The organism is Ferrovibrio sp. GW821-FHT12F09 (assembly GCF_058806775.1).
Window position 1 is genome coordinate 732,374 of the sequence record NZ_JBXAPZ010000002.1, and the last position, 26,995, is coordinate 759,368.

General features: G+C 64.8%; 26 protein-coding genes. 11 read left to right on the plus strand and 15 right to left on the minus strand.

From position 1 onward, the window contains the following. Positions 1-2: 2 nt before the first annotated feature. From dinB to AC1ROB_RS16515, 6 genes are all read right to left on the minus strand, one after another. Entirely contained in the window at positions 3-1,094 is a 1,092-nt protein-coding gene (gene dinB / locus AC1ROB_RS16490) for a DNA polymerase IV (RefSeq protein ID WP_493031508.1), read from the minus strand. A 29-nt stretch (positions 1,095-1,123) separates the two neighbouring features. Then, positions 1,124-1,525, minus strand: coding sequence for a VOC family protein (locus AC1ROB_RS16495; RefSeq protein WP_492970033.1), 402 nt, complete (start codon positions 1,523-1,525; stop codon positions 1,124-1,126). A 231-nt stretch (positions 1,526-1,756) separates the two neighbouring features. Further along, complete coding sequence (locus AC1ROB_RS16500; protein WP_492970032.1) at positions 1,757-2,881, minus strand: ROK family protein; 1,125 nt, start codon at positions 2,879-2,881, stop codon at positions 1,757-1,759. Positions 2,882-2,925: 44 nt separating this feature from the next. Further along, the gene (locus tag AC1ROB_RS16505) at positions 2,926-3,249 is read right to left on the minus strand and encodes a hypothetical protein (RefSeq protein WP_492970031.1); all 324 of its coding nucleotides are present in this window, start codon (positions 3,247-3,249) and stop codon (positions 2,926-2,928) included. Between the two features lie 238 nt (positions 3,250-3,487). Then, positions 3,488-4,135, minus strand: coding sequence for a DUF2238 domain-containing protein (locus AC1ROB_RS16510; RefSeq protein WP_492970030.1), 648 nt, complete (start codon positions 4,133-4,135; stop codon positions 3,488-3,490). 7 nt (positions 4,136-4,142) lie between these two features. Continuing rightward, complete coding sequence (locus tag AC1ROB_RS16515) at positions 4,143-6,179, minus strand: methylmalonyl-CoA mutase family protein (protein WP_492970029.1); 2,037 nt, start codon at positions 6,177-6,179, stop codon at positions 4,143-4,145. A gap of 248 nt (positions 6,180-6,427) precedes the next feature. On the opposite strand from AC1ROB_RS16515, the gene ccrA reads away from it, so the two are divergent. Further along, positions 6,428-7,762 carry a crotonyl-CoA carboxylase/reductase gene (gene ccrA, locus AC1ROB_RS16520; RefSeq protein ID WP_492970028.1) on the plus strand — a complete coding sequence of 445 codons (1,335 nt, stop codon included), beginning with the start codon at positions 6,428-6,430 and terminating at the stop codon, positions 7,760-7,762. 75 nt (positions 7,763-7,837) lie between these two features. Beyond that, entirely contained in the window at positions 7,838-9,538 is a 1,701-nt protein-coding gene (locus AC1ROB_RS16525; RefSeq protein WP_492970027.1) for an acyl-CoA dehydrogenase family protein, read from the plus strand. Here the strand turns inward: AC1ROB_RS16525 and AC1ROB_RS16530 are convergent. The 5 genes from AC1ROB_RS16530 to AC1ROB_RS16550 form a co-directional block, all read right to left on the minus strand. Beyond that, entirely contained in the window at positions 9,535-10,476 is a 942-nt protein-coding gene (locus AC1ROB_RS16530) for a threonine/serine dehydratase (protein ID WP_492970026.1), read from the minus strand. The two genes, AC1ROB_RS16525 and AC1ROB_RS16530, sit on opposite strands and share 4 nt — an antisense overlap. A gap of 33 nt (positions 10,477-10,509) precedes the next feature. Next, positions 10,510-10,977 carry a MarR family winged helix-turn-helix transcriptional regulator gene (locus AC1ROB_RS16535; protein WP_492970025.1) on the minus strand — a complete coding sequence of 156 codons (468 nt, stop codon included), beginning with the start codon at positions 10,975-10,977 and terminating at the stop codon, positions 10,510-10,512. Beyond that, positions 10,977-11,894: a DMT family transporter gene (locus tag AC1ROB_RS16540; RefSeq protein WP_492970024.1), complete on the minus strand. Its 918-nt coding sequence runs from the start codon at positions 11,892-11,894 to the stop codon at positions 10,977-10,979. The genes AC1ROB_RS16535 and AC1ROB_RS16540 overlap by 1 nt, the downstream gene beginning before the upstream one ends. A gap of 3 nt (positions 11,895-11,897) precedes the next feature. Then, positions 11,898-12,617, minus strand: a complete 720-nt coding sequence (locus AC1ROB_RS16545; RefSeq protein WP_492970023.1) for an alanyl-tRNA editing protein — start codon at positions 12,615-12,617, stop codon at positions 11,898-11,900. Positions 12,618-12,696: 79 nt separating this feature from the next. Continuing rightward, the gene (locus AC1ROB_RS16550) at positions 12,697-13,473 is read right to left on the minus strand and encodes an AraC family transcriptional regulator (protein WP_492970022.1); all 777 of its coding nucleotides are present in this window, start codon (positions 13,471-13,473) and stop codon (positions 12,697-12,699) included. A gap of 189 nt (positions 13,474-13,662) precedes the next feature. Here AC1ROB_RS16550 and AC1ROB_RS16555 point away from each other — a divergent pair, with 189 nt between their 5' ends. The 7 genes from AC1ROB_RS16555 (at position 13,663) to AC1ROB_RS16585 (ending at position 20,546) form a co-directional block, all read left to right on the plus strand. Then, positions 13,663-13,860, plus strand: coding sequence for a twin transmembrane helix small protein (locus AC1ROB_RS16555; protein ID WP_492970021.1), 198 nt, complete (start codon positions 13,663-13,665; stop codon positions 13,858-13,860). A gap of 16 nt (positions 13,861-13,876) precedes the next feature. Beyond that, positions 13,877-14,455, plus strand: a complete 579-nt coding sequence (locus AC1ROB_RS16560) for a cob(I)yrinic acid a,c-diamide adenosyltransferase (protein ID WP_492970020.1) — start codon at positions 13,877-13,879, stop codon at positions 14,453-14,455. A 196-nt stretch (positions 14,456-14,651) separates the two neighbouring features. Continuing rightward, positions 14,652-16,016, plus strand: coding sequence for a flagellar hook protein FlgE (locus AC1ROB_RS16565; protein ID WP_492970019.1), 1,365 nt, complete (start codon positions 14,652-14,654; stop codon positions 16,014-16,016). Positions 16,017-16,088: 72 nt separating this feature from the next. Then, positions 16,089-17,573, plus strand: coding sequence for a flagellar hook-associated protein FlgK (flgK, locus tag AC1ROB_RS16570; RefSeq protein ID WP_492970018.1), 1,485 nt, complete (start codon positions 16,089-16,091; stop codon positions 17,571-17,573). 2 nt (positions 17,574-17,575) lie between these two features. Further along, positions 17,576-18,628, plus strand: coding sequence for a flagellin (locus tag AC1ROB_RS16575; RefSeq protein WP_492970017.1), 1,053 nt, complete (start codon positions 17,576-17,578; stop codon positions 18,626-18,628). A 90-nt stretch (positions 18,629-18,718) separates the two neighbouring features. Next, positions 18,719-20,098: a cysteine--tRNA ligase gene (gene cysS / locus AC1ROB_RS16580; RefSeq protein WP_492970016.1), complete on the plus strand. Its 1,380-nt coding sequence runs from the start codon at positions 18,719-18,721 to the stop codon at positions 20,096-20,098. Positions 20,099-20,120: 22 nt separating this feature from the next. Further along, on the plus strand, positions 20,121-20,546 hold the full coding sequence (locus AC1ROB_RS16585) for a SufE family protein (RefSeq protein WP_492970015.1): 426 nt from the start codon (positions 20,121-20,123) through the stop codon (positions 20,544-20,546). On the opposite strand, the gene AC1ROB_RS16590 is transcribed toward AC1ROB_RS16585, so the two are convergent. Further along, positions 20,543-21,001, minus strand: a complete 459-nt coding sequence (locus AC1ROB_RS16590; RefSeq protein ID WP_492970014.1) for an iron-sulfur cluster assembly scaffold protein — start codon at positions 20,999-21,001, stop codon at positions 20,543-20,545. The two genes, AC1ROB_RS16585 and AC1ROB_RS16590, sit on opposite strands and share 4 nt — an antisense overlap. 133 nt (positions 21,002-21,134) lie before the next feature. Here AC1ROB_RS16590 and hisI point away from each other — a divergent pair, with 133 nt between their 5' ends. Together hisI and AC1ROB_RS16600 are read left to right on the plus strand one after the other, a co-directional pair. Further along, on the plus strand, positions 21,135-21,599 hold the full coding sequence (gene hisI / locus AC1ROB_RS16595) for a phosphoribosyl-AMP cyclohydrolase (protein WP_492970013.1): 465 nt from the start codon (positions 21,135-21,137) through the stop codon (positions 21,597-21,599). Positions 21,600-21,768: 169 nt separating this feature from the next. After that, positions 21,769-23,169 (plus strand): hypothetical protein, encoded by a 1,401-nt coding sequence (locus tag AC1ROB_RS16600; protein WP_492970012.1) that lies wholly within the window; start codon positions 21,769-21,771, stop codon positions 23,167-23,169. Here the strand turns inward: AC1ROB_RS16600 and AC1ROB_RS16605 are convergent. From AC1ROB_RS16605 to AC1ROB_RS16615, 3 genes are read right to left on the minus strand one after another with little or no spacing between them, the layout of a single operon-like run. Next, entirely contained in the window at positions 23,166-24,434 is a 1,269-nt protein-coding gene (locus tag AC1ROB_RS16605; protein WP_492970011.1) for a molybdopterin molybdotransferase MoeA, read from the minus strand. The genes AC1ROB_RS16600 and AC1ROB_RS16605 overlap by 4 nt on opposite strands. Beyond that, a complete protein-coding gene (mobB, locus tag AC1ROB_RS16610; RefSeq protein ID WP_492970010.1) occupies positions 24,418-24,945 on the minus strand; it encodes a molybdopterin-guanine dinucleotide biosynthesis protein B in 528 nt (175 codons plus the stop codon). The genes AC1ROB_RS16605 and mobB overlap by 17 nt, the downstream gene beginning before the upstream one ends. Beyond that, positions 24,942-26,990 (minus strand): 4Fe-4S binding protein, encoded by a 2,049-nt coding sequence (locus tag AC1ROB_RS16615; RefSeq protein WP_492970009.1) that lies wholly within the window; start codon positions 26,988-26,990, stop codon positions 24,942-24,944. The genes mobB and AC1ROB_RS16615 overlap by 4 nt, the downstream gene beginning before the upstream one ends. Positions 26,991-26,995: the final 5 nt, after the last annotated feature.

The following is a 26,995-nucleotide window of genomic DNA, read 5'->3' on the forward strand; positions in this document are numbered from 1 at the left end:
CCTTACAGAGTCAGGCTGAGCTGGGGCGAGGCCCCGGTCCCCTCTTCCGCCCTCTCGTCTTCTCCCAGTGTCGACAGCGTCACGCCGAGCAGGCGGATGCCCTTGGGCACCGGGAACAGCGGCTGCATCAGCGTCTCGACGATCTGCGCGATCTCGGCCTCTGACGACACCGGCGCCGGCAGGGTGCGGCTGCGGGTGATCTGCTGGAAGTCGGCGTATTTGACTTTCAGCGTCACCGTGCGGCCGCGGATGTCGGCCTTCTCGCAATAGCGCCAGACCTTGGCGATGATCGGCTGCAACTCGATCTCGGCCTCGCCGCTGGTGAACAGGTCGTCCGAAAACGTGTTCTCGGCGCCCACCGACTTGCGGATGCGGTCGGGCCGCACCTGGCGTTCATCGATGCCGCGCGAAATCCAGTAGTAATACCGCCCCGACTTGCCGAACTGCTGCTGCAGGAATTCCATCGTCTGCGCGCGCAGGTCCAGACCGGTCTGGATGCCGAGCCGGTTCATCTTGTCCGAGGTGGCCGGCCCGATGCCGTGGAAGCGGCCGACCGGCAGCGTCTCGACAAAGCCCGGCCCCATCTTCGGCGTGATCACAAACAGGCCATCGGGCTTGTTCTGGTCAGACGCCAGCTTGGCCAGGAATTTGTTATAGGACACGCCCGCTGAAGCTGTGAGCTGCGTCACGGCTTTGATCCTGGCGCGGATCTCTTCGGCGATCTGGGTGGCGGAGTCGATACCCTTCAGGTTCTCTGTGACATCCAGATAGGCCTCGTCCAGCGACAGCGGCTCGATCAGTGGCGTGTATTCGGCAAAGATCTCGCGGATCTGCTGCGACACGGCGCGATAGACGCTGAAGCGGTGCGGCACGAAGATCAGTTCCGGGCATTTTCGTTTTGCCGTGACCGATGCCATGGCCGAGCGCACGCCGAACTTGCGCGCCTCGTAAGAGGCCGCAGCCACCACGCCGCGTTCGCGCGAGCCGCCCACCGCCACCGGCCTGCCGCGCAGATCTGGATTGTCACGCTGTTCCACCGAGGCATAGAAGGCATCCATGTCGACATGGATGATCTTGCGGATGCGTGGAGTCATGCCTTCAGATGCCGGCTCGGGCGCCGGCGTCAGGTCAGGTTCAGTTGCCACGACACGCCGAACCGGTCATTGACCCAGGCGAACAGTTTGCTGAAGCCGTAATTGTCCGGCGGCATCAGCTCCGCTCCGCCCGCGGACAGCGCCGCATGCAGCCGGCGTAGTTCGGCCTCATCCTTGCAGTCGACGAACAGCGACACCGCTGGCGTGAAACCGAAGGCATGCTTCACATAACTGTCGATGCAGATCACCGGCTGGCCGGCCACCGTGAAGTCGGCGCGCAGCACCGAGCCTTCGGGACCCGGCCCTTCCGCACCATAGCGCTGGATGGCCGTGACCGCCGCATCGGGAAACAGCGAGACGTAGAAGGTCATCGCCGCTTCGGCCTGGCCGTCCTGGAACATCAGGAAGGGACGAATGGTGGTCTTGGACACGACATACTCCGACGATTCGAACAAAGGACAGCCATTATCCGAGCTTAAATCCTCCTGCCTGTCAAAACCTGTCAGGTTTTCGCCGGCCGGAAGTGAACGCTTGGCGGTCTGCCGCCTTTTCCCCATGACAGGGATCAACAGCGCCTTCAACGGGCTGGCGCTCCCGCCCGCCCGGCAGAGCGGCGTCTCGGTTTCGGCCTGAGGGTGACGGCGTGTTATATGGCGCTGTCCTTACCTCTCCGCCTTCACCGTCGTATAGCTGGCATTGCCCAGGCCAGTGCCGATGGTCAGCGCCGCCCAGTGCTTCACGTCGCGCATGCGCCAGACCTCGCTCAGACCCTGCACCACGGCGTCGTTATGCAGCGCCACCTCGATACTCTGCCCGTCGATGCGCGGCAGACGTTCGCGCAGGGCATCGGTCAGGTTGAAGTCTTCGGCCTCCCAGTTGCCGGGCAGGTTCTGGGCGCCGCGCTTGATCCAGCCGTCTTTCGCGATCAGGCCGGGACAGCCCACCGCGATCACCGGCGCCAGCCGCCACTTTTTCCGCCCGGCCTTGTGCGTCAGTTCGCGCAGCATGCCGCCCAGATGATCCAGCGCCTCCTCGCGTCCCGGCCGATGGTCGCGGTGCCGCCAGTGCAGCAGCTGCACCACGCTGGCGCTGTCGCCGAACCGGTCGGTCTTCTTCAGGGTGACGATGCCGCAGCGGAGATTCGTGCCGCCGATATCGATGGCGATAAAGCCGTCATGCTCGGCCATGGTCTCCGGCGCCAGCAACTGCAGCCCGCCGAGCAGGCCGGCCTCGTCCGGATGATGGCTGAGCGGCAGCAGATCGACCGCGATCTCCGCCTCGCGCAGCAGCATGGCGGCGCGCAGGATGGCGATCTCGCCCACGCGGCTGCGGCGCAGGCCGCCGCCGACCACGATGCGCTCGACATCCTGCCAGGATTTCTGTTTCAGGAACCGCTGCACCACGGCGGAGAGGTTCTGCGCGAATTCCTCGATGGCGCCCTGGACGATGGCGGCGGCGCCGAGGTCGTCGCCGGTCAGGATGGCATCGAATTCGGTTTTCGACATGTCGCGGGCGCGGGTGTCGCGCAGCTCATGCTCGGTCAGGTCGCGGCCCTCCTTGCGCAGCGCGTCGATCAGCGCGCGGAAGGCCCGGCCGCTGGCCTTGTCGCCGACAAACCCTTCGGCATCGCGGAGTTCCAGGTTGTAGCTGTCGACCCGTACGGCCGGCAGGTCGGCGGCGCCGTGATGCGGCAGGGCCACATGCGCGGGCGCACGGCCGTTATCGCCCTGCAGTAGTTTCTGCGGGGGTTTTGTCTTCGCTGTCTTGGTTTTATGGCTGGCCGCCACATCGTCCTCGCATCGCTGCGCGGACGGTCAGGCGTCCGCCTGGATCAACGCTCGATGCGGGCCAGCAGTGCCATCAGCAGCCAGGCCAGCAGGCTGAAGCCCAGCGCCGGCAGCAGGATGTCGCTGGCGGCAAAGGCCCAGTCGATGCCGCAGGTGGTTGGCGTGCCGCTGCCGCGGCTCATGTCGATGGGGATATGGCCCTGCGCCGCCGGCACCGGCTTGCACAGGCCCATCGGCTCGTAGCCGTTGGTGCGCAGCAGCAGCACGGCGAACAGCAGAACCGGCAGGCCGAAGCCGGCGCCCAGACTGACAGCCAGGCGGCCGGCCAGGGTGCGGGGGCGGATCAGGGAAGACAGACGCGACAGCAAAGCGGACTCCGGGAAAACGACCGGGTTTCGATAGCAGGGCCGGGCCGCAGATGCCACCTTGAAGTCCCGCTCTATGTTCCTATATTGTTCCAATCTGGCCCCGAAGTCGAGCAACGAAGGAGGTTAGGGGAAACACAGGATGCGCCAACAGACACGGCTCAGGATGGCTCAAGATGGCAAGGTTTGGCTCATGTTGGCGCCGCGCTGGCTCCAGATGGCTCCAAATGGTTCCAGATGGCTAGATCTGGCGCGAGTTGTCAGGGTTTGCAGGTGTTTTCGGCTTTGAAATGGCGGAAATCTGCCGATCTTGCCAGGAGAAGACCAGGGTCGCCGCCAGCGCGCCCAGCAATGCCAGCGCCATGTCGGACTGGGTGTCCCATTCGTCGCCCTGGGTGCCGAGGAATTCCTCCGCGCCGCCGCCCATCACCAGCGCCGCCAGCCATTCGATCAGTTCGTAGGTGGCGCTGATTGCCAGGCAGATGCAGACGACGAGGAAGATGGTCAGTTTCGGCCGGTCGATACGGAAGACCCGGATCAGCAGCTCGCGCGCGATGATGGCAGGCACGAAGCCTTGGGCGAAATGGCCGATCTTGTCATAGGGGTTGCGGTCGAGGCTGAACCACTCCTGCAGCCAGAAACCGAGCGGCGTGCGGGCATAGGTATAGGCGCCACCCAGCATAAGGATCAGGCCATGCAGCGCGATCAGCGCCATCGTCAGGTCGGTCAGGCGGAAGCTCTGCCGCGTGGCAAACAGGATCGGCCAGGCGATCACCGCCGGCGCCACTTCCATCGCCCAGGTGACGCGGTCATAGGGATTAAGCCCGCTGAGGACGAGGCCGAGGGCCCACAGCACGGTGAGCAGCCAGAACATGCGGGATGATGACATGCCTGCGTTATGCAGCCTTCGACCAGGTGCGGTCAACCAGCGCGACGATGGCGCGCATGATAGCGGTCAGGTCGTAATCCTTGGGCGTGAACACGCCGGCGATGCCGGCCGCCGTCAGCCGCGCCGCATCCTCGGGCGGAATGATGCCGCCGACAACGACGGGCACATCGCCGATACCCTCCGCGCGCATGCGCTGCATCACATCGGTGGCGAGTTCGACATGGCTGCCCGAGAGAATGGAGAGCCCGACCAGATGCACGCCCTCTTCCAGCGCTGCGGCGACGATCTGCTCCGGCGTCAGGCGGATGCCCTCGTAGACCACTTCCATGCCGCAGTCGCGCGCCTTCACCGCGATCTGCTCGGCGCCGTTGGAATGACCGTCCAGGCCCGGCTTGCCGACCAGCAGCTTCAGCGGTCGACCGAGACGCTTGGCCACCGCCGCCACTTCGGCGCGCAGGTCGTCCATGCCGTCGTTGCTGAGCGCGCCGCTCGCCGCCGAGACGCCGGTCGGCGCGCGGTATTCGCCAAACACCTTGCGCAGGGTCGCCGCCCATTCGCCGGTGGTGACGCCGGCCTTGGCCGCCGCGATGCTGGGTTCCATGATGTTGCGGCCATCACGCGCAGCTTTTTCAAGTTCGACCAGCGCGGCCTCCACGGCAGCCGTGTCGCGCGCGTCGCGCCACGCTTTCAGCCGCGCGATCTGGTCGGACTCGGCCTCCGGATCGGCCGCCATGATGGCGCCGCCCTCGGTGCCGACCAGCGGCGACGGCGCGCTCTCGGTGAATTTGTTGACGCCGACCACGGTGATCTCGCCGGTCTCGATGCCGCGCACGCGGCCGGTGTTGCTTTCCACCAGCGCCTGCTTCAGATAGCCGCTCTCCACCGCCATGATCGCGCCGCCCATATCGCCGATGCGCTTCAGCTCGGCCCGCGCAGCATCCTTCAGTTCGTTGACCTTGGCCTCGATGGCCGGATTGCCGTCGAACAGGTCGCCGTATTCCAGCAGGTCGGTTTCATAGGCGACAATCTGCTGCAGGCGCAGCGACCATTGCTGGTCCCACGGCCGCGGCAGGCCGAGCGCCTCGTTCCAGGCCGGCAGCTGCACGGCCCGGGCGCGCGCTTTCTTGGACAGCACCACGGCCAGCATCTCGAGCAGGATACGGTAGACGTTGTTTTCCGGCTGCGGCTCGGTCAGGCCCAGCGAATTGACCTGCACGCCATAACGGAACATCAGCGCCTTGGGATCGGTGACGCCATACCGCTCGCGGCCGATCTCCTCCCAGAGATCGACGAAAGCCCGCATCTTGCAGATTTCGGTCACAAACCGGATACCGGCATTGACGAAGAAGCTGATGCGGCCGAAGGCCTGGGCGAAATCCGCCTCCGGCACCTGGCCGCTGTCGCGCACGGCATCGAGCACGGCGATCGCCGTGGCCAGCGCATAGGCCAGCTCCTGCACCGGCGTGGCGCCGGCCTCCTGCAGGTGATAGCTGCAGACATTGGTGGGATTCCACTTCGGCAGCTCGCGATAGGTGAAGGCGATCACATCGGTGATCAGCCGCATCGAGGCCGCCGGCGGATAGATATAGGTGCCGCGCGACAGGTATTCCTTGATGATGTCGTTCTGCACCGTGCCGTTCAGGTCGGCGCGGCTGGCGCCCTGTTCCTCGGCGACGGCGATATAGAGCGCCAGCAGCCAGGCGGCCGGGGCATTGATAGTCATCGAAGTGTTCATCTGCGCCAGCGGGATCTGGTCGAACAGCACCCGCATGTCGCCCAGATGGCTGACCGGCACGCCGACCTTGCCGACCTCGCCGCGCGCCAGGATATGGTCGCTGTCGTAGCCGGTCTGGGTCGGCAGGTCGAAGGCCACCGACAGGCCGGTCTGGCCGCGCCCCAGATTGGTCCGGTACAACGCGTTGGAGGCCGTCGCCGAGCTGTGACCCGAGTAAGTGCGGAACAACCAGGGCTTTTCCCGGTTATCCTTTTCGCGGCTGCGAAGGGCGGCCGGCTTGCCGGCATCGGTCGGACGAGTCGCGGACATAATTTTATTCCGTGTCAAGTTGACGTTAGGTTATTTAGTTTCTCGTTGCGTCAGAACAGGGAAATATCATAACCTCTGCTGCATTGCAAAACGATCTTGCCATTTTTTCGCCACTGCAAAAAGATAGCAATCGTCTTGTCAGGTACCGTCTCGCGGCGCCGCAGCAAGGCTAATCCCGGCCGCTGTGGCCCAACAAGACCAGAAATCACGCGTTAAGCGTAACAGGGAAACAACGAGGGAGTTTCACCATGTCCAATGCGGGTGGATCGGTGGTCGCGCTGGCGACCAGCAACGGCGCTCCAGCCCAAGCCCAGGCCACGGCGGCCAAGGGTGTCCTGAAAGACCTCTACGAGGTTGGCGAGATTCCGCCTGTCGGCCATGTGCCGAAGCAGATGTATGGCTGGGCGATCCGGCGCGAGCGCCATGGACCGCCGGAGCAGTCGATGCAGCTGGAAGTGCTGCCGACGCCCGAGATTGATGCCGACGAGGTGCTGATCCTCGTGATGGCGGCCGGCGTCAACTACAACGGCGTCTGGGCCGGCCTCGGCGTGCCGATCTCGCCCTTCGACGTGCACAAGGCGCCCTTCCACATCGCCGGCTCGGATGCCTCAGGCATCGTCTATGCCGTCGGCCGCCGCGTGAAGCGCTGGAAGGTTGGCGACGAGGTCATCGTCCACTGCAACCAGGATGATGGCGACGACGAGGAGTGCAACGGCGGCGACCCGATGAATTCGCCGACTCAGCGCATCTGGGGCTACGAGACGCCGGATGGCAGCTTCGCGCAGTTCGCCCGCGTGCAGTCGCGCCAGCTGATGCCGCGGCCCAAGCATCTGACCTGGGAGGAAAGCGCCTGCTACACGCTGACGCTCGCCACCGCCTATCGCATGCTGTTCGGCCATCGCCCGCATATCCTGCGGCCCGGCCAGAACGTGCTGGTCTGGGGCGCCGCCGGCGGCCTCGGCTCGATGGCGATCCAGCTCATCGCCATCTCGGGCGCCAACGCCATCGGCGTGATCTCCGATGACTCGAAGCGCGACTTCGTCATGAGCCTCGGCGCCAAGGGTGTGGTCAACCGTAACGACTTCGACTGCTGGGGCCAGTTGCCCCCGGTGATGGATACCGAGAAATACGCCGAATACATGAAGAAGTGCCGTGCCTTCGGCAAGGCGATCTGGGACATCACCGGCAAGGGCAATGACGTCGACTTCGTGTTCGAGCATCCGGGCGAGCAGACCTTCCCGGTCTCCTGCTTCGTGGTGAAGCGCGGCGGCATGGTGGTGTTCTGCGCCGGCACGACCGGTTTCAACATTACCTTCGACGCACGCTTCGTGTGGATGCGGCAGAAGCGCATCCAGGGCAGCCATTTCGCCAACCTGCTGCAGGCCAGCCAGGCCAACCAGCTGGTGATCGAACGCCGCCTCGATCCCTGCATGTCGGAAGTCTTCAGCTGGGCCGATATCCCGCGCGCCCATACCAAGATGTGGAAGAACCAGCACAAGCCCGGCAACATGGCGGTGCTGGTCAGCGCCAAGGTCCCGGGCCTGCGGACCCTCGAGGATGCAATCGAAGCGGGGAATTCATAATCCCTCTCGATGCTGACACGGCTGGCGGAAGCGATTCCGCCAGCCGCACCAATTCATACTGACTGCGAGTGCACCATGTCTGCTGCCCCCAAACTGCCTGCCGCCGAAGCCCTGCTGATCGACTCGCTGCTGCAGGTCTGTGGCAACGCCTTGCAAGCCGCCGAGCAGCTGGTGGCCCATGCCACGGCGGCGGTGGCGCAGCTGGTGCGCGGCGCCGACGGCCATATCGATGCCGCGCGGCTGGAGGACGAACAGTTCGCCGCCCATGGCCTCGCCTGGTTTGCCACCTATGCCGCGACCCTGAAAGAGACCCTGCACTGGGCCCAGCGCCTGCAGGCCGAGGGCAAATTCCGTGAGCTGGAGCAGCTGATCGTACAGGCCGGCTTTGGCGAATATCTGGCACAGATGCAGGGCGGCATCAGCATGAGCCAGGTGGAAATCTGCCGCCCGGCCAATCTCGGCGTCACCACCGAGGCCCTGCAGGCCTTTGCCACCAAAGATGTCGTCGCGACGCTGGTCGCACGCGGCAACACCACGGCGGTGCGCAGCCGCATCGCCGAGCTGATCAAGGACGGTCTCGACACCGGCGATTTCGGCGAGCTGGGCCTGGACGAGACCATGGCCATGGTGCGCGAGCAGTTCCGCCGCTTCGGCGAGGACAAGGTCATTCCCTTCGCCCATGACTGGCACCGCAAGGACGAGTTCATTCCGATGAGCGTGGTCGACGAGATGGCCGAGCTCGGCGTCTTCGGCCTCACCATCCCGGAGGAATACGGCGGCCATGGCATGGGCAAGACCGCCATGTGCGTGGTCTCGGAAGAACTCAGCCGCTGCTATATCGGCGTCGGCAGCCTAGGCACCCGCGCCGAGATCGCCGCCGAACTGATCCTGCGTGGCGGCACCGAAGAGCAGAAGAAGCAGTGGCTGCCCAAGCTGGCGTCCGGCGAGACGCTGCCCACCGCCGTCTTCACCGAACCGAACACCGGTTCCGATCTCGGGTCCTTGCGCACCCGCGCCGTGAAAGATGGCGACGTCTACAAGGTGACCGGCAACAAGACCTGGATCACCCATGCGGCCCGCACCGATCTGATGACCCTGCTGGTGCGCACCGATCCGAACGAGAAAAGCTACAAGGGCCTCTCGATGTTCCTGGCCGAGAAGCCACGCGGCGACGACGCCAACCCCTTCCCCGCCGAAGGCATGACCGGCGGCGAGATCGAGGTGCTGGGCTATCGCGGCATGAAGGAATACGAGATCGGCTTCGATGGCTTCGAGGTGAAAGCCGAGAACCTGCTGGGCCAGCGCGAGGGCCAGGGCTTCAAGCAGTTGATGGAGACCTTTGAGTCCGCCCGCATCCAGACCGGCGCGCGTGCGCTCGGCGTGGCGCAATGCGCCATGGAGCTGGGCCTGAAATACGCCAACGACCGCATCCAGTTCGGCAAACCGATCTACAGTTTCCCGCGTGTGCATGGCAAGATCGCCTGGATGGCGGTGGAAACCATGCTGGCGCGCCAGCTCTGCTATTTCGCCGCGCGCGAAAAGGATCAGGGCCGCCGTTGCGACCTGGAGGCTGGCATGGCCAAGCTGCTGGCCGCGCGCATCGCCTGGGCCAATGCCGACAACGCCCTGCAGGTGCATGGCGGCAACGGCTATGCCGAGGAATATCCGATCAGCCGCGTGCTCTGCGACGCCCGTATCCTCAACATCTTCGAGGGCGCCGCCGAGATCCAGGCGCAGGTGATCGCCCGCCGCCTGCTGGAACAGCGCAACGGCTAAATGAAATCCGTCGTCGTCGGGTTGGCGCCGCAGACCAGCACGGCAACACGCTCGCTCTGCTGCGGTTTGTAGGCACCGCTCAGCAGCGCAGCGAAGGCCGCCGCACCGCCCGGCTCGGCCACCAGCCGCAGCTTGTCCCACAGCGCCACCTGCGCCGCGCGGATCGCCTCGTCGGGCACCAGCACGGATTCGGCCACGTTCTTCTGCGCGATCGGAAACATCAGGCCGCCGATCTGTTTCGGGGCCAGTGAGTCCGCCGCGATGCCGCCAGCCGGCGCGTCCACCGGCCGGCCGGCCTTGAGCGCCATGTTCAGGGTCGGCGCCAGTTCCGGCTCGACCGCCACCACCTTCACCTTGCCGCCATACCAGGCGGAAATCCCGCCGATCAGGCCGCCGCCGCCGACGGCGACCAGCAGCGTATCGATTTCCGGTTCCTGGTCTTCCAGCTCCAGCCCGACCCCGCCCTGCCCCAGCAGCGTCTCCGGCTGGTCATAGGCATGCACGGCCAGCGCACCGCTCTGGGCCAGCCACTGTTCCGATGCCGCCAGCGCATCGGCATAGCGGTCGCCGCCCACCACCAGGTCGGCGCCATAGCTGCGGATGCGGGCGATCTTCATCGGAGCTGCGATACTGGGCACGAAAATCTTGGCCGGCTTCTGCAGCACCATGGCGGCATAGGCCACCGCCGCACCGTGATTGCCACCCGATGCCGCCACCACGCCGGCCGCCGGCACCGCGCGGCGCAGCAGATTGGCAAAGGCGCCACGCGCCTTGAACGAGCCGGAATGCTGCAGCAGTTCGAGCTTCAGTTTCACCTGCGGCAGCGCGAGGCCGAAATCGGCGCCGGCCACCCCGATCACCGGCGTGCGCCTTACATAGGGTGCAACCAGCCGGGCAGTTTCAGCGATGGTCGAGCGGTCAATGGCAACGGCAGTCATGTCTGGCCCTCGGGAATACTGCCAGATTTATACTCAAGGCCGGCCGCTGCCGCCATCGCCGCCCGTATCTTCCAGCAGCGTCATGATCGTCTGCATGGCGCCCAGCAGGCGGTCCCGGGTCTGTTCGTCCAGGGTCTGCAGCATGCGCGCGATGTCGCGACTGGCGGCACGGTCCAGCGGCGCGAAGGCCGCCCGACCGGCCGCCGTCAGGCGCAGATGATATTCGCGCCGGTCGGTCATGCTGGCCTCGCGCTGCAGCAGGCCTCGTGCGCGGAAGCGCTGCAGGATGCGGCTGAGATAGCCGGGATCGAGGCCAAGATGCTGGCCGAGCGCCGCCGCCGTCATCGCTGGCCCGTGCGCCAGCTCGAACAGCACCCGCACCTCGGTCAGCGAGAAGCTGCTGCGCAGCAGGCCATCTTCCAGCACGCCGATCCGGCGGGTGTAGAACCGGTTGAAGCTGCGCACGGCGGCGACAGCATCGGGCTTTCGCTGCCGCGCCATCACAGCTTCCGCAGGATCGGAGCTGGCAGCATGGCCAGTCCGAAACCGGCCAGGATCAGGGCGATACCGATCAGGTGGAATATCCGCACCGGCTCGCCCAGCAGCAGAAAAGCGAGCAGCGCCGTGAACACCGCCACCAGATGGAAGGACACGCCCGTCACGGCAGCCCCCAGCACCGCGACGCAGCGGTTCCACAGGATGAAAGCCAGCAGCGAAGCGAAAAGCCCGATATAGAGCACGGCAGCGATGGACGCCGGATCGAAGGGGATAACGGCCCCGGAGGCCAGTTCCCAGATCCAGAACGGCGCCAGCACCAGCAGGCCTGTCATCATGGTGGCGCCCAGAAAGACCAGTGGATCAAGTGTGACCGCGCGACGGCGCAGCAGCACGGAATAGAGCGCGTAATTCAGGATCGCCAGCAGCACCAGCAGATCGGCCGGCTCGAACCGCAACCGCAGCAGGCTCTGCAGGTCGCCACGCGCCAGGATCCAGCAGATGCCGATAAAGGACACGACAATGCCCAGCAGGGTGCGCGGGGGCACGGTCTCGCGCCCGAGGATGAAAGCCGCCAGCGGGATCATCAGCGGCAGGGTCGAGTTGAGGAAGGCGACATTGGCCGCCGGCACGCTGCGCAGCGCCACATAGGCCAGCGCGTTATAGCCGGCGATGCCGAAGCCGCCGCAGAGCAGCACCAGCCAGCGCTGCCGCCACAGCAGATCACGCTGTCGCCACATCCGGCCGGCGACAAAAGGTAGCAGCAGAAGCAGCGCCACCAGCCAGCGCCCGACCGCCAGGGTTACCGGCGGCATGGTCTCGGCCAGACCGCGGCCGAGCACCAGATTGCCGGCCCAGAAGGCCGGCGGCAGCCAGAGCAGCATCGTCGGATGCCGCCAGACCGATTGCAGCCATCGGGTCATGGCTCAGGCCGGTCCGAGGCCGATGCGCATGCGTCGGTTATGTCGCCCCTTGTTCTCGATCTTCAGAATCTGGATCGGCCGCGAGGCGCCGGTCGACGCCAGATGGGTCCCGCCGCAGGCCTGGCGGTCGAGTCCTGCGATTTCAACGATGCGCACCATGCCGTCTTCGGTTGGCGGCGGCGTCACCGAGCGGGATCGCAGCAATCCCTTTTCGTCATAGGCATCATCAAGCGCGATATAGCTTTCCCGTACCGGCAGGTCCTGCCGGATCACATCGTTGATCGCCGGCTCCAGCGCCCGCAGGCGATCGTTGTCGGCATCGGGCAGATCGAAATCGATCCGCGCCGTGCCATCGGCATTCATCTGCACGCCGGTGACCAGCGCGCCATCGAAAGCCTGAAACACCAGGGCATTCACGATATGCAGATCGGTATGCAGCTCGCGCTGGGTCTGGCGGAAGGCGGCATCGACTTCCGCTTCCACCTCACCCGACAGCTCGACCGGCTGCTGCAGCTTGACCCACAGCCTGCCGCCGATGCTCTCGAAGCCCTCGACCGCCACCTCGCCGCCGCTCCAGCGCAGCAGGCCCTGATCGGGCAATTGCCCGCCGCCGCCGGGGTAGAAGGGCATCTCGGCCAGCCGCACCAGACCGGGCCGGCTTTCCAGCACCGGGCTGCGCAGGACGAAGGTTTCGGGATTCACATGACAGAAGTATCGCGACATCGGGTCCTCAATCGTCGTTGTGCTGACGATAGGGAAACCGGGCGGCCGGCTTCTTGGCGAAAATTGCGCGGCCGGTCTTCTATTGAATCTGCGCGGCGACGAACTGCCGCGGGGTGATGCCATAGACCCGGCGGAAATGCCGGTTGAGCGCGCTCTGGTCGAAGAAACCGGCGGCAACGGCGGTTTCTGCAATCGAAAGGCCGGCGCGCAGATGCCGCAACGCCGCCCGCAGGCGCACCTGCGTCAGATAGGCATGCGGCGTCAGTCCGGTCGCCCGCCGGAACAGGCGGATCAGCTGGAAGGGGCTGAGGTTGAGCGGCAGGCTGAGGTCATCGAGGCTGAGGCGCTCGGTATGCCGTTCCTCCATGACCGGCGTGATCCGGCGCAGCAGGCTGGCATCGGCCGGTTCATCCTCCGTCCGGGCGCCGCTGCCATAGCGGTGGGTCAGGGCGGCAAAGCCCTGCGCCAGCAGCTCCTGCTGGCGCAGGCCATCATCGGCCTGTTCCAGGGCGCAGTGCAGGGCGCAGAAGGTGGCGATCAGCTCCGGGTCGCGGAACAGGTTGGCGGTGAAATAGGCCGGGCCGGCGAGGCCGGCGAGCCGGGCCGCCTCGGCGATCGCCTCCCGCTCCATATATAAGGAGCGGTAGCGCCAGCGCCGGCTGCGCGCCATACGGCCGGAATGGGGCTCGTCGGGGTTGAAAACCAGCAGCACCCCTTCGCGCGCCTCTTCGGTATGGCCGCGGCTGGTGAATTCGGCCCCGCCCGCTTCGGTCACCGCCACCACCAGGGCATCGTGGCTGTGCGGGGCATAGTCATGCCGGGTGAAATCGGCATGCAGCAGGCTCAGGCCTGGCATATGCCGCGCCTGCCAGTAATGGACCCTGTTTTTCGGTATGACGGCCACCGGTACGCCTCCAGTCCGGGGCAGGATAGCAGCGCCCTGCCGGCAAAGCATCCCGGGAGCCGCCCGGCCTGCGGCCTTGCGTCGCGCCCGGAATGACCCGGAGCCGTTGGATTGCCGGGGCCGGCGCTATATCCTCATGGCATGCAGAATTTTGTCCATATGCTGATCCCCGCCTTTGCGGTCGCCACCTTCCTGGTGCTCTGCGTCGGCATTTTCGCGCTGTTCCGCGGCGGACGGTTCAACCGCTCCTATTCCAACCTGCTGATGCGCTGGCGCATCCTGCTGCAGTTCATCGCCATCATCCTGATCGGCGTGGCCAGCTTCGCCTTCCGCAACTGACCGGGATTCTGTCGCCATGGTGAAGCTCGACCGCATCTATACCCGGGGTGGCGACAAGGGCATGACCTCGCTGGGCAACGGCGAACGGGTGCCCAAGCACGATCTGCGGGTCGAGGCCTATGGCGCCGTCGACGAGGCCAACGCGGCCATCGGCCTGGCCCGGCTGCATACCGGCGGTTCGGACCTGGACGCCATGCTGTCGCGCATCCAGAACGACCTGTTCGATCTGGGTGCCGACCTGGCGACCCCGGAGGACGAGGAACAAGACCCCCGCCGCCGGCCGGCCCTGCGGGTCGACCAGGTGCAGGTCGACCGCCTGGAGGCCGAGATCGACGCCATGAACGCCAATATCAGCCCGCTGACCTCGTTCATCCTGCCCGGCGGCAGCCCCGCCGCCGCCCATCTGCATCTGGCACGCACCATTGCCCGGCGCGCCGAGCGGCTGGTGACGGCCCTGCAGGATGCCGAGCGGATCAACCCCGCCGCGCTCAGCTATATCAACCGGCTGTCCGATCACCTGTTCGTCGCCGCCCGCCATGCGAATGAGGATGGCACCACCGACGTGCTCTGGGTCCCGGGCCTCAATCGCGGCTGAACCGGCCATTCCGGCCCGGCAAATTCTGCCGGCCCGCCCCCTGCAATGATGTGACACGGCAGAAGCTGCCGTGTTTACCTTACCCGGCAACATTGTAAAACTTCCTGAAATAATAATGCCTTAGGTCCCAACCGGGAAACTGGCACGCCGCTTGCTGATGCTATGGCAAATCGGTTCCAAGCCAGGAGGCAGTGTTATGTCCATTAGCGGTTCCTTGCAGACGGCGATTACCGGCCTGAACGGTCAGTCGACTGCCATCAGCTTCATTTCGGACAACGTCGCGAATGCGAGCACCATCGGTTACAAGAAGGTGGAATCGCGGTTCCAGACCCTGGTAACCCAGTCCAGCGCCCAGGCGAATACGCATTCGCCCGGCGGCGTGATCAACCAGCCCTTCTTCGCCAACAACGCACAGGGCGCGATCCAGCAGGTGTCATCCACCACCTCGATCGCCCTGGTTGGCGGCGGCTTCATGCCGGTCTCGAAGAAAAACGGCGAAGACTCCACCACGGGTCTGCCGAGCTTCGAAACCACCAGCTATTACACCCGCGTCGGCGACTTCAACCAGAACGACGACGGCTACCTCGTCAACTCCTCGGGCTTCTTCCTGCGCGGCTGGCCGATCGATCCGGTCACCGGCGTGGTCGACAGTTCGGCCACCGAGGAAGTGCGCGTGTCCAACCTGCTCGACGCGCCTGTCGCGACCAGCACGGTGGAATACGCCGCCAACCTGCCCTCGAATGCTCTCAATACCTCCGACACCCTGCCGGCGACGCTGCCGATCAGTTCGATCCAGGTGTTCGACGCGCTGGGCAACGCCCGCACGCTGAACCTGGAATGGACCCGTATCGGCACCGGCATCTGGACCCTGGAAGTCGGCTCGCCGGGCGCGGATACCGCCGCCGGCGCCACGGTTTCCTTCGGCCCCGCCACGGTCGTCTTCGGCCGGTCGCTGGGTTCGGCCGCTGGCGGTGCCCTGGTCGATCCGGGCACCATCTCGGCGCTGGAAAGCGCCGGTGGCCTGACCTCCACGGCCGTCGCCAACGTCAATGACAACGCCGCCTATGACTTCGTTGTGAACTACGGCGCCGGCAACCAGACCATCCGCCTGGATCTCGGCTCCTACGGCAACTCGGTCGGCACGACCTCCTATGCCGGCGACACCCTGACGCTGAACAATTTCCAGCAGAACGGCGTGCCGCAGGGCAACTTCAAGAACCTGGCCATCGATAACGACGGCTTCGTCTCGGTCACCTTCGACAACGGTAACGTGAAACAGTTCTACCAGATCCCGGTGGCGAAGTTCCGCGACCCGACCGAACTGGACCGCGTGGCCGGTAACGCCTTCGTCGAAACCCCGAGTTCCGGTGCGGCCGTGCTGTCGCAATCGGGCTCCAGCGGCGCCGGCGACTTCATCTCGGCTGCCATCGAAGGCTCGAACGTGGATATCGCGGAAGAGTTCTCCAAGCTGATCGTCGCCCAGCGCACTTACTCGGCCAATGCCCGGCTGATCACCGCCTCCGACGAACTGCTGCAGGAAACCATCAATATCCGCCGCTAACTGACCTGACCGCCGGACGGGCCCTCCGCCCGGCGGTCATCATCTCCGCAAAGTCACAAAGGATTTTCTGTCATGTCACTGAGCGCCGCCCTCAACACTGCCGTGATCGGCCTGCAGACCCTGCAGAGCCAGACGCGCCTGGTGTCGGGCAACGTCTCGAACGCGCAGAATCCCGACTACAGCCGCAAGGTCGCCGCACTGACCACCTTCGCGGCCGGCGGCATCCCCGGCGCCTCGCTGGTGTCCAGCATCACTCGCGTCGCCGCTCCCGAGCTGCGCCAGGATGTGCTGAAGGCAACCGCCGATTTCGGTCGCCTGGACCAGCAGCTGCAGTATGCCAAGGAACTGGCCGAAACGCTGGATGCCACCAACACGACCGGCGCCCAGCCCACGCTGCTGGCGATGATGACCCGCTTCGAAGATGCCTGGAAGCAGCTGGAAGCAACGCCTGAAAACAACGATCTGAAGAGCCAGGTTGTGCTGCGCGCCAGCGAGATGACGACGGAAATCCGTCGCCTGAACGGCCTGCAGTCGCAGCTGATGACCCGCGCGCAGCAGGATCTGCGCGAAGACGTCAACGCCATCAATCTCTCGACCATCGAGATTGCCAAGCTGAACAACAAGATCGCCTCCCAGAAGGCATCCGGTGCGCCGATCGGCGATCTGGAAGATCTGCGCGATGCGGAAGTGGCCAAGCTGGCCGACAAGGTCGGCATCCGCACCCTGCTGAACGACCGCGGCGAAGTCTTCGTCTATACCGATGGCGGCGTGCAGCTGGTGGGCACCACGGCCCAGCAGTTCCAGTACCAGTCCACCGCCGTCGCGCCCGCCACACCCGGCATTTATATGGCCAACAGCACGCTGGACGTGACCGGCGGCTTCCTGAACGGTTCGGTTCGCGCCTCTGTCGATTATCTCGACACCACGGCGGTCGGCCTGGCCAACCAGGATCCGAATGTCGCGACGCTGCAGAAATTCTTCAACCAGCTCGACTCATTCGCCGTGAACCTGGCCAACGTGGTCAACGAGGCCTACGATTCCACGGGCGTCAATCAGTTCTTCAGCTTCATCGCTCCGGCCACTCCGGGCCTGGAAGCCGGCTTCATTCAGGTCGAACCCACCCTGACGGCCAGCCCCTCAACCCTGGATGCCACGGTTGCCGGCACGGTCCAGCAGGCGATGCGCAACCGCTCGCTCTATACCAACGAAGTCCAGCGCACCACGACGGCCGCCGCCGGCGCCGTGGTCGGTCCGCCGGCCTCTTATGCCGTCACCGCCGACCCGAACGGCCTGACCATCTCAAACGTTAATATTTTCGGTCTGGCCAACGGTATCATGGCCTATACCGCCCGCGCGGCCTCGCTGAACGAAGCCAACCGGGACACGGCTGAACGCGTAGAGCACACCCTGGACCAGAAGGTCCGCAACCTGGTGGGCGTTAATATCGACGACGAGCTTGCACAATTGCAGGTTCTGCAGAACAATTATGCCGCGCTGGCGAATGTCATGAACACCGTCACGCAGATGTTTGACCAGCTGGTCAATATCGGGAGGTAAGCATGGTCGCTCTGATCGGAAATACGCAATACGCGACCCAGCTGGACATCACCCGCAGCATCCGTCTGTTGAACCTGCAGCTGGGCAAACAGAACCAGCAGCTGGCGTCTGGCCGCTATGCCGACGGTCTGGTCGGCGTGTCGGACCGCGCGCTGGAACTCGGCCAGCTGAAGACCGAGCTGGGCTCGGTGAACAATTACAAAAGCGCTGTGCAGACCGCGCAGAACCGCGTCGAGCTTTACGCGCTGACCATCGAGGAAATCATCGATATCGCCACCGAGGCGCAGAATACGATGATCAAGAACCGCGATGCGTTCTTCGCCTCGACGGCCGCACCCCGCACCCAGGCCGAATCCCTGCTCGATCGCATCGGCGGCCTGCTGCAGACCCGCGACGGCGACCGCTATATCTTCGCCGGCACCAACTACACCCAGAACCCGCTCAGCGGCGCGCTGTCCGGCATGCAGGATGGCGCTACCGGCCTGGTCTATCCGGCCGGCGCAGTGCCGGCTGCCTATACCCAGAAGACGGCGACCGAGGTCTATCCCTCGGGCGACTACGGCGCCATCACCACCTTCTACATCAACTCGACTCCGGTTGCGCCGACGGTCTATGACGATTTCTTCGACACGACCGGCACCACGCTTTATTCGGATGATAACGAGCAGATCAGCTACGGCGTCTCCGCTGCCGAAGACGGTTTCCAGAGTCTGATCGACTCGATTATCCGCTTCCGCGACGCCACCGCCGACCTGACGACCAATCCCGACATGTACCAGCAGCGCGTCGATGATGCGCGCACCCAGCTCAACGGCGCCATCACGCAGCTGAAGTCGATTGCCTCGCGCAACGGCTACAAGCAGCAGCAGATGCAGGAAGTGATGGAGCGCCACGACCGCTCGCTCGACGTCCTGAAGGTCCGCGTCGGCTCCATCGAAAATATCGACCTCGGTGAAGTCTCGGTCAACATCAAGAACCTGCAGACCTCGCTGGAAGCCAGCTACGTCATCACCCGCGACAGCCTGCAGCTATCGCTGGTGCAGTACCTGCGCTAAGCGCTTTTTCCGCATTTTCCGGTCCTGAACGACGCCTGGCGGGCTGGTTCGCCAGTTGCGATTCCATCGCCATTGCCTATAGTCCGGGCCATGGATATCCAGCTTTACAACACGCTCACCCGGCAGAAAGAAGCCTTTGCACCGCGCGATCCGCAGCGGGTGACCATGTATGTCTGCGGCCCCACGGTTTACAGCTTCGCCCATATCGGCAATGCCCGTCCGGTCGTGGTGTTCGACACGCTGTACCGCCTGCTGCAGACGGCCTATCCCAAGGTCGTCTATGTCCGCAACATCACCGACGTGGACGACAAGATCAACGCTGCCGCCAAGGCCGAGGGCGTGCCGATCGGCACCATCACCGAGCGCTATCACCGGATTTACAGCGAAGACATGGCGGCACTGGGCGCCCTGCCGCCGGTGATCGAACCGAAGGTGACAAAGCATATCCCGGCCATCATCGCGATGGCCGAGCGCCTGATCGCCAACGGCCATGCCTATCTGGCCGAGGGTCATGTGCTGTTCAATGTGCCGTCCTATGCCGATTACGGCCGGCTCTCCGGTCGCAATCGCGACGAAATGATCGCCGGCGCCCGTGTCGATGTGGCGCCCTACAAGCGCGATCCTGCCGATTTCGTGCTGTGGAAGCCGTCATCGCCAGACCTGCCCGGCTGGGACAGCCCCTGGGGCCGCGGCCGGCCCGGCTGGCATATCGAATGCTCGGCCATGATCGAGCAGAATCTGGGACGCGAGACCATCGACATCCATGGCGGCGGCATCGACCTGACTTTTCCGCATCACGAGAACGAACTCGCGCAGAGCACCTGCGCCAATGGCGGCACGCAGTTTGCCCGCTTCTGGCTGCATAACGGCTTCGTCAATATCGAATCCGAGAAGATGTCGAAGTCGATCGGCAATGTGCGCCTGGTCCATGAGCTGCTGAAGCAGGCGCCCGGCGAAGCCATCCGTCTGGCGCTGCTGTCGGCGCATTACCGCCAGCCGCTGGACTGGACTGAAGCCGGCCTGCGTGACGCGAGGGCCCAGCTTGACCGCCTGTATCGCACGCTGGACAGCCTGAAAGACGTGCAGGGCAGTAACGGCGGCGCATCGGCCGGATTCATGGCCGCGCTGGCCGACGATATCAACACGCCAAAAGCGCTGGCCGAGTTGCATCAGATCGCCAATGCGGCGAACAAGGCCACCGATCCGGCCGAACGGATGCGCCTCAAGGGCGAGCTGCTTGGTGCCGGGCAACTGCTCGGCCTGCTGCAGCAGGATCCGGCCGCCTGGCTGAAAGGCGATGTCGCTGCCGATGTGGATGTGAGCGAGATCGAAGGGCTGATCGCCGCCCGCAAGGAGGCCCGTGCCCGCAAGGACTGGGCAGAGTCCGATCGCATCCGCGACACGCTTGCGGCCCGCGGCATTCTGCTGGAAGACAAGGCCGGGCAGACGACATGGCGCGTGGCGTCGTAAGGCCGCGTAAAGGATCCAGGCGATGAGTGAGTCGGTAGAGCAGGTTCAGCAGCAGATCATCGAGGATTTCGGTCTCTTCGATGACTGGATGGATCGTTATCGCTTTCTGATCGATCTCGGCCGCGCCCTGCCGCCCTATCCGGACGCCCTGCGCACCGATGACTGGCGGGTGAAGGGCTGCATCAATCGCGCCTGGCTGCATGGCGAGGCCCGTGACGGCCGCGTGTATTATCAGGCCAGCAGTGAATCCGAAATCGTTGCCGGCCTGATCGCATTGCTGCTCAAGGTCTATTCCGGCCGCACGCCGCAGGAAATCGTCGACAACCCGCCCGATTTTCTGCAGAAGATCGGCGTCTGGGAAAACATCACGTCCAACCGCATCAACGGCCTGAACGGCATGATCGCGCTGATCCAGTCGGTGGCGAAGGCCGAGCTGAAAGCGGCTTAAGCGCTCTTCCGGCCCGCTTCGATCTGATCCAGCGCCTTCACCACCGCCTCGAAGGGCAGCAGCACGGCATTGTGACGCGCCTTGTGCTCGCGCACCGGGACCAGAACCTCAAGATCGTTGAACACCCCGGCAGCGAAATCCGCGCCCGGCGGCTGGCCGTTATCCTTCAGCATGGTGCGCATGATGCCCGCCAGGCTGCGCAGGGTGGCGGCGTCCTGGCCGATGATATGCCGGCCCAGGATGCTGGCGGCCGCCTGCCCCAGGGCGCAGGCCCGCACCTGCTGGCCATAGGCGGCCACCCGGCCGTCCGGGGCCAGGCTCAGGTCCACGGTAATCCGGCTGCCACAGAGGGGGCTGTGATGGGTGACGGTCGCATCGGGGGCGTCCAGCCGCGCGGTCTGGCCGATATGTGCCGCAAAATTAAGGATTTTTTCGTTGTAGAGGGCATTCAGCATGGCGCGTAGGGTACTCCTCCGGCGGGTCGGCTTGAAGCCCCGCCCACCCGACGATATATAACGGCCCATCTTTCAAGAGCAATCCGGCATCGACGCGGCCTCCGCCGCCACCCAGCCGGCAGGAGCAAAACCAGTGTTCGCCAAGCGCATCTCCATTGAGCAGGTCGAAGAAGGCAAGGATCTGGCCCCCAAGTTCGACGCCGACGGCCTGATCGCCTGCGTGACCACCGCCGCCGAAAGCGGCGAGGTCCTGATGCTCGGCTACATGAACGCCGAAGCACTGCAGAAGACCATCCAGACCGGCGAGGCGCATTACTACAGCCGCAGCCGCAAGGTGCTGTGGCACAAGGGCGCCACTTCGGGGCTGGTGCAGAAGGTGGTCGAGATGCGCATCGATGACGACCAGGATGCGGTCTGGCTGCGGGTGGAGATTCCCGGCGATGCCTCCTGTCACGTCGGCTATCGCTCCTGCTTCTACCGTTCGGTGCCGACCGGCGCTGCAGGCGACAAGCCTGTGGAGCTGACCTTCGAGGAGCAGGAAAAGGTCTTCGACCCAAAGGCGGTCTACGGCGACGCGCCCAACCCGACCATTCTGTAGTCTGGTCGCCGAGCCTGTCGGCGACGAAGCATCGGCCCAAAACAACTAGCAATCGCAGAAGCATGATTGTGCTTCTGCGACAGCAAACCTATCGTTTATGGTGTTGGTTTATAATACAACCAAACCCGCGCATCCTCACGTCGCATGCCCGGCAACGACACAGACCCGGATGACCCCGAAATCGATCATCGGCAAGATCGGAAGCTACCTGTTCGGTGACGACGCCAAGGCGGCAGAAGCTGCAGAGGCCGGCAATGCGCGCCGGGCTGCGCTGGCACCGAACCTGCCGACAAGAGTGCCGGCCGGCAGCATGCAGCTGATTGGCCTGACCAGCATCCAGCAGGCTCTGGGCGAGGCCTGGCCGGCGCAGGCCGAGCAGATCTACCGCAAGATCGATGCCATCCTGCGACGCCGGCTGGAGCTGACCGATGCCTTCTACAAGGTCGATACCGAGAATTACCTGATCCTGTTCACCCGCCTCGCCCGTCGCGAGGCCGAATTCAAGGCCAGGGTAATTTCCGAGGAAATCCAGAAACTGGTCTTCGGCGAGCTGCTGCCCGGGCACGAGGTGACGGTCTATTCCGCCACCGCGGATATCGACCGCGGTCTTGTCCTGGAAAAGATCGGCTCGCTCAAAGATCTGCTGGACCATGTGCGGTCCACGTCGATGGCCGAGTCCGGCAATGTCACCCTGTTCAACGATCATGGCGATGGCAAGCTGCCGTCGACCCGTCCCGCCGTGGTGGGGGCTGGCCCGGATATGGCTGATCTCGATCAGCCGCTGGCCGGCCTGTTCCAGAAAAAAACCATTGCCGCCTACCTGAAGGAATGTCGCGCCGGCTTCTATCCGGCCTTCAGTCTCAGACGTCGCAACTTTTCATCCTACCAGACTGCAATCCTGCATGAGCCCAGCGGCAAACCGGCCGGTACTCTGAGCGATCCGTTTCTGGATACGCCGGAAGACCTGTCCTTTCAGCTCGACCGTTTCATCCTCACAGCCGGCCTGCTTGGCGCACATCGTATGCTGACCGGCGGCAAGCAGGGCATCGTGATGATATCGGTTGGCTTCGATACGCTGGCGGTTGCCAAACTGCGCGAAATCTATTTCGCCCGTCTCAAGGAAGTGCCCAGCGGCGTGACCAAGTTTCTGGGTATCACCATCCGCGATATCCCGCCCGGAACGATGGCCAGCCGGGTTGCCGAGCTGATCTCCTATATCCAGCCGTTCTGTCATACACGCCTGCTGCGCATACTGCCCGATCCGCGTCTGATCGAACTCTATGCCGATACCGGTTGCCACGGCTTTGCCACCTGGATTCCGGAAGATGGACCCGACATGGCCAAGCCGTTTCATGTGCTGTCCGGCTTTGCCAAGCGTGCCGCGTTGCACCGGCTGGAATGCATTCTGACCGACATCGCCAGTCACGATGCCCTGTCGACCGGCATTGCGGCAGGCTTCACTTATTTCTCGGGCGAAGCCGTTGCCGGGATGATCGAAACGCCGGGCTTTCTGGACGGGATCAGGACCGACCATATCCAGCGTCAGCCCGGCACCGCGCCGGCCTCTTAAAGCCCGAGGGATCCGTAAGGGTAAAAGCGCACAGCCTCGCCCGGCTCCAGCCGCAACTGGTCTTCAGGCAGCTCCAGAAGCCCGTCGGTACGGGTCAGCGAGGTGATGACACCGGCACCATCGACCGCGTATTTCTCTGCACGCCAGCCACCCTTGCCATCATCGCTCAGGGAGACCCGCACCCATTCGCGCCGGTCGGCTTTCTTCTTGTAGGAAAAGCCCGCAGTAACCGGGAAGCTGCGCAGCGGCTCAGGCTGCCCGCCTCCAAGCCGCTGCAGCAGCGGCCGGGCGAAAAAGCAGAAGGTCAGCAGCGCCGCAACCGGATTGCCCGGCAGGCCGAAGAACGGCACGCCAGCGATCTGGCCCAGCGCAACGGGACGGCCCGGCTTGATCGCCAGACGCCAGAAATGCAGGCTGCCATGCGCTTCGATCGCCGCCTTGACGTGATCTTCGTCGCCGGTGGAAACGCCGCCCGAACTGATCACGGCATCATAGCCGGCCGCCGCATCGGCGAATATGCCAGCCAGATGATCGCGGCGATCGGGCTGGATGCCCAGATCGCTGACAACGAAGCCCGCCGCCGACAGCAGTGCCGCCAGCAACGGTCGGTTCGCATCGTAGATGCCGCCCGGCGGCAGCGCACTACCCGCTTCATGCACCTCGTCGCCGGTGGACAACAGCGCCACGCGCAACGGCTTGTATACCTGCAGCGCCGCGTGGCCGCCGGCGGCCGCCAGGGCCAGGTCGGGTGCGCTCAACAATCGCCCGGCCGGCAGGAGCCCCTCGCCCTGCCGCAGATCTTCACCGGCTTCACGGCGGTTGGCGCCACGCTTGATGCCCGGCCTGATGACAACGGCGTCACCATCCAGCCGGCAGTCTTCCTGCATCATCACCGTATCGGGGCCGCCCGCCTCACCTTCCGGCATCACAGCGCCGGTGAGGACCCGCACGGCCGTACCGCGGGGCTGCGATGCCGGGAATGGATGACCGGCAGCCGCACGGCCGATCACCGGCAGACGGGTTTCCGCATCTTTTGCCAGATCGCCATGATAAACGGCATAGCCATCGACTGCAGAGTTGTCGCGCGGCGGAACCGATACCCTGGCCATGACCGGCGCCGCCAGGGCCCGGCCGCGGCATTGCGCCACCGGCAGGGTCTCGATTGCCGTCACCGGCGACAGGCGCTGCGCCAGATCAGCCAGCGCATCGTCCAGTCGGATCAGGGCATCGCCATGGGCGAAACAGTCATTACTCAGCTGCGCCACGGCGCGCCTCGCCGGCTGCGGCCGACAGCCAACCGATAATGAAATCGGCGATCTGCTGTGGCTGATTGGCATCCAGCTGCGGCACCCGCAGATCGGGCACCGGGCCATCGCTGGCGACAGCAATGACATGAGGATCCTCGGACTGCAGCATCGGCTTGCCGACGGATGCGCGCCAGACTTCGATCTTGGCATGGGAAGACTGCTTGAAGCCTTCCACCAGCACCAGATCGACCGGACTGAGTCTGGCCAGAAGGTCCTCAAGCGTCGGCTCGGGCGCGCCCCGCAATTCATGCATCAGGGCAAAGCGGTTGGCCGAACTGATCAGAACCTCGCTGGCGCCGGCCTGGCGGTGGCGATACGAGTCCTTGCCCGGCTGATCGACATCGAATTCATGATGGGCATGCTTGATGGTGGACACCTTGATGCCACGCGCCACAAGCAGGGGAATAAGCTCGGCCAGCAGCGTCGTCTTCCCGGCGCCGCTCCAGCCGGAAATACCCAGAACCTTCATGACGGCTTCTTCCCGCTCGCCTTGAACTCGGCAGCGGCGCGTTCGGCCAGATAATCATCGGTCATGCGCACATCCGGTCGCGGCGCCCCGGCATACGGGTCGATCTTGACCTCGCTCTGCACGATGATGCGGCAATCGCCGCACATGCGCACGCGATTGATCGTATCGGCATTGTACATCCAGTGCTTGCCCTCAAGCTGGGCGACAATGCGCTCGATCGTCGATTTGGTACCGAACGGCTTGGCGCACCGGACGCAATGGAAGGGCTCTTCTTCCTTGATCAGCCGCTGCTGCATCGCGGCCGGCGTAAAGTTCACGCGCGGATCGAGGCTGATTACCTTTTCCGGGCAGGTGATCTTGCACAGACCGCACTGCACGCAGGCATCCTCGGTGAAGCTCAGGCGCGGCCGCTCCGGATCGTCGCTCAGCGCGCCGGTCGGACAGGCCGAGACGCAGGCCAGGCAGAGCGTGCAGCCATCAGCATTGATTTGCAGATTGCCAAACGGCGCACCGGGCGGCAGCGCCACGGTATCCGCTGGCTGCGGCGCCACCTTATGCAGATGGCGGAAAGCCAGGCGGGCAAGATCGCGGCTACGCCCCATCGGCAGGTAACTGGCGCCGCTGGTGCCCTCACGCTGCGGTAATGCCGTCAGGGCCGTCGCCAGCTGATCCGGATCGTCGGTCTCGATCAGGCCGACGCGGCCGCCTTCATAACCCAGGCCGACCAGCACGCTTTCGCTGAGCGCCATCTGCCCGGCCAGGCCGCCAAGGTCCTCGCGCTGCTTCATCGGCGCCAGAACGCGGATATCGGCAGCGCCATAGGCAAAGGCCGAGGCAAAGAAGGCCACGCTACATTCGCTGACCGCATGCACGGCGAAGGGCAGAACCCGGGCCGGCAAGCCATCGCCATAACGGGCCAGGGCATCGATCAGCGGGGCGCCATGCTTGGCGTCATACAGCAGGACCACCGCCTGGCGGCCGCCAGCCTCGCGATAGGCGAGCAGCAGGGCCCGCAGCTGTTCCGTCAGATTGGCAGCCGGCGGCAGGCGATAATCGGCAGCGCCAGTGGGGCAGACGGCGCCGCAATTGCCGCAACCGCCACAGATATAGGGATCGATCGCCACATGATCGCCGGCCGGTGTGATCGCACCGGTCGGACAGACATCCAGGCAACGCGTGCAGCCGGTCTTTTTCGAGCGGGAATGGGCGCAAAGTTCGGCATGGAAATCGACATAGAGCGGCTTCTCGAAGCTGCCCGTCATGTCGCTGGCTTCAAACAGCAGGCGCTGCACGGCCGCTGCATCGTTCGGATCGGCGCGGAAATACCCGTCGCGCTTTTCATGGGCCGAGAACAGCGGGGTGCCGCCGGTCAGGTCGATGATGATATCGCAGGTCGAGCTGGCGCCGTTGCGGGGAGAGCCGAATTGCAGGCTGCGGCGGGAGGACGGCAGCGGCAGCGCGTAATCGTCGATCACCAGCTCGAACTTGCCGAGGTAGCCGCGCGCACCAGCAATCCGCCCCTGCACGATCGGCAAATCCATGATGGCCTGGCCGGGAATGTCCCTGGGCCGTTCCAGCATGATGGTGACATCGAGGCGGTCGCTGATCTGGCGGGCCGCCGCAATGGCACGCTCGTCACGGCCATAGATCAGCGCCACACCCTGGGAATTCATGGTGATCGCCGGCACCGCCGGCACGGGCACTGCGGCGGCCGCGATCAGGGCGGCAATCTTCGGCGTGGCGAAGGCGGCTTCTGACGACCAGCCGGCGGTTTCACGAATATTGACGTAGGAGACCGGCGTGGCGCTGCCGACTTCCGCGCGCTGCTCGTCGAACAGCGGGCTTTCCTGGGTGCAGGCGACGGTCAGCGGCTCGCCGGCCTTGAGCGCGTCCTGGAACAGTTTCAACTGGGTGCGGCACAGATGCGTGGCAACGTCGGAATCGCCACCAGGCGTCGCGCCACAAGCCTTCGCCAAGGCCGCACCATCCAGCGGCATCGTCCCTTCGCAGTTGCACACGAGGACGCGTTTGCCGTCCAGCCGCATCGTCT

What these genes read in the sequence shown, in the direction of transcription:
- dinB (WP_493031508.1), bottom strand. Translation starts at nt 1,094, where the DNA reads ATGACTCCACGCATCCGCAAGATCATCCATGTCGACATGGATGCCTTC.
- AC1ROB_RS16510 (WP_492970030.1), bottom strand. Translation starts at nt 4,135, where the DNA reads ATGTCATCATCCCGCATGTTCTGGCTGCTCACCGTGCTGTGGGCCCTC.
- AC1ROB_RS16515 (WP_492970029.1), bottom strand. Translation starts at nt 6,179, where the DNA reads ATGTCCGCGACTCGTCCGACCGATGCCGGCAAGCCGGCCGCCCTTCGC.
- ccrA (WP_492970028.1), top strand. Translation starts at nt 6,428, where the DNA reads ATGTCCAATGCGGGTGGATCGGTGGTCGCGCTGGCGACCAGCAACGGC.
- AC1ROB_RS16525 (WP_492970027.1), top strand. Translation starts at nt 7,838, where the DNA reads ATGTCTGCTGCCCCCAAACTGCCTGCCGCCGAAGCCCTGCTGATCGAC.
- AC1ROB_RS16530 (WP_492970026.1), bottom strand. Translation starts at nt 10,476, where the DNA reads ATGACTGCCGTTGCCATTGACCGCTCGACCATCGCTGAAACTGCCCGG.
- AC1ROB_RS16535 (WP_492970025.1), bottom strand. Translation starts at nt 10,977, where the DNA reads ATGGCGCGGCAGCGAAAGCCCGATGCTGTCGCCGCCGTGCGCAGCTTC.
- AC1ROB_RS16540 (WP_492970024.1), bottom strand. Translation starts at nt 11,894, where the DNA reads ATGACCCGATGGCTGCAATCGGTCTGGCGGCATCCGACGATGCTGCTC.
- AC1ROB_RS16545 (WP_492970023.1), bottom strand. Translation starts at nt 12,617, where the DNA reads ATGTCGCGATACTTCTGTCATGTGAATCCCGAAACCTTCGTCCTGCGC.
- AC1ROB_RS16550 (WP_492970022.1), bottom strand. Translation starts at nt 13,473, where the DNA reads ATGCCAGGCCTGAGCCTGCTGCATGCCGATTTCACCCGGCATGACTAT.
- AC1ROB_RS16555 (WP_492970021.1), top strand. Translation starts at nt 13,663, where the DNA reads ATGCAGAATTTTGTCCATATGCTGATCCCCGCCTTTGCGGTCGCCACC.
- AC1ROB_RS16560 (WP_492970020.1), top strand. Translation starts at nt 13,877, where the DNA reads ATGGTGAAGCTCGACCGCATCTATACCCGGGGTGGCGACAAGGGCATG.
- AC1ROB_RS16565 (WP_492970019.1), top strand. Translation starts at nt 14,652, where the DNA reads ATGTCCATTAGCGGTTCCTTGCAGACGGCGATTACCGGCCTGAACGGT.
- flgK (WP_492970018.1), top strand. Translation starts at nt 16,089, where the DNA reads ATGTCACTGAGCGCCGCCCTCAACACTGCCGTGATCGGCCTGCAGACC.
- AC1ROB_RS16575 (WP_492970017.1), top strand. Translation starts at nt 17,576, where the DNA reads ATGGTCGCTCTGATCGGAAATACGCAATACGCGACCCAGCTGGACATC.
- cysS (WP_492970016.1), top strand. Translation starts at nt 18,719, where the DNA reads ATGGATATCCAGCTTTACAACACGCTCACCCGGCAGAAAGAAGCCTTT.
- AC1ROB_RS16585 (WP_492970015.1), top strand. Translation starts at nt 20,121, where the DNA reads ATGAGTGAGTCGGTAGAGCAGGTTCAGCAGCAGATCATCGAGGATTTC.
- AC1ROB_RS16590 (WP_492970014.1), bottom strand. Translation starts at nt 21,001, where the DNA reads ATGCTGAATGCCCTCTACAACGAAAAAATCCTTAATTTTGCGGCACAT.
- AC1ROB_RS16600 (WP_492970012.1), top strand. Translation starts at nt 21,769, where the DNA reads ATGACCCCGAAATCGATCATCGGCAAGATCGGAAGCTACCTGTTCGGT.
- mobB (WP_492970010.1), bottom strand. Translation starts at nt 24,945, where the DNA reads ATGAAGGTTCTGGGTATTTCCGGCTGGAGCGGCGCCGGGAAGACGACG.
- AC1ROB_RS16615 (WP_492970009.1), bottom strand. Translation starts at nt 26,990, where the DNA reads ATGCGGCTGGACGGCAAACGCGTCCTCGTGTGCAACTGCGAAGGGACG.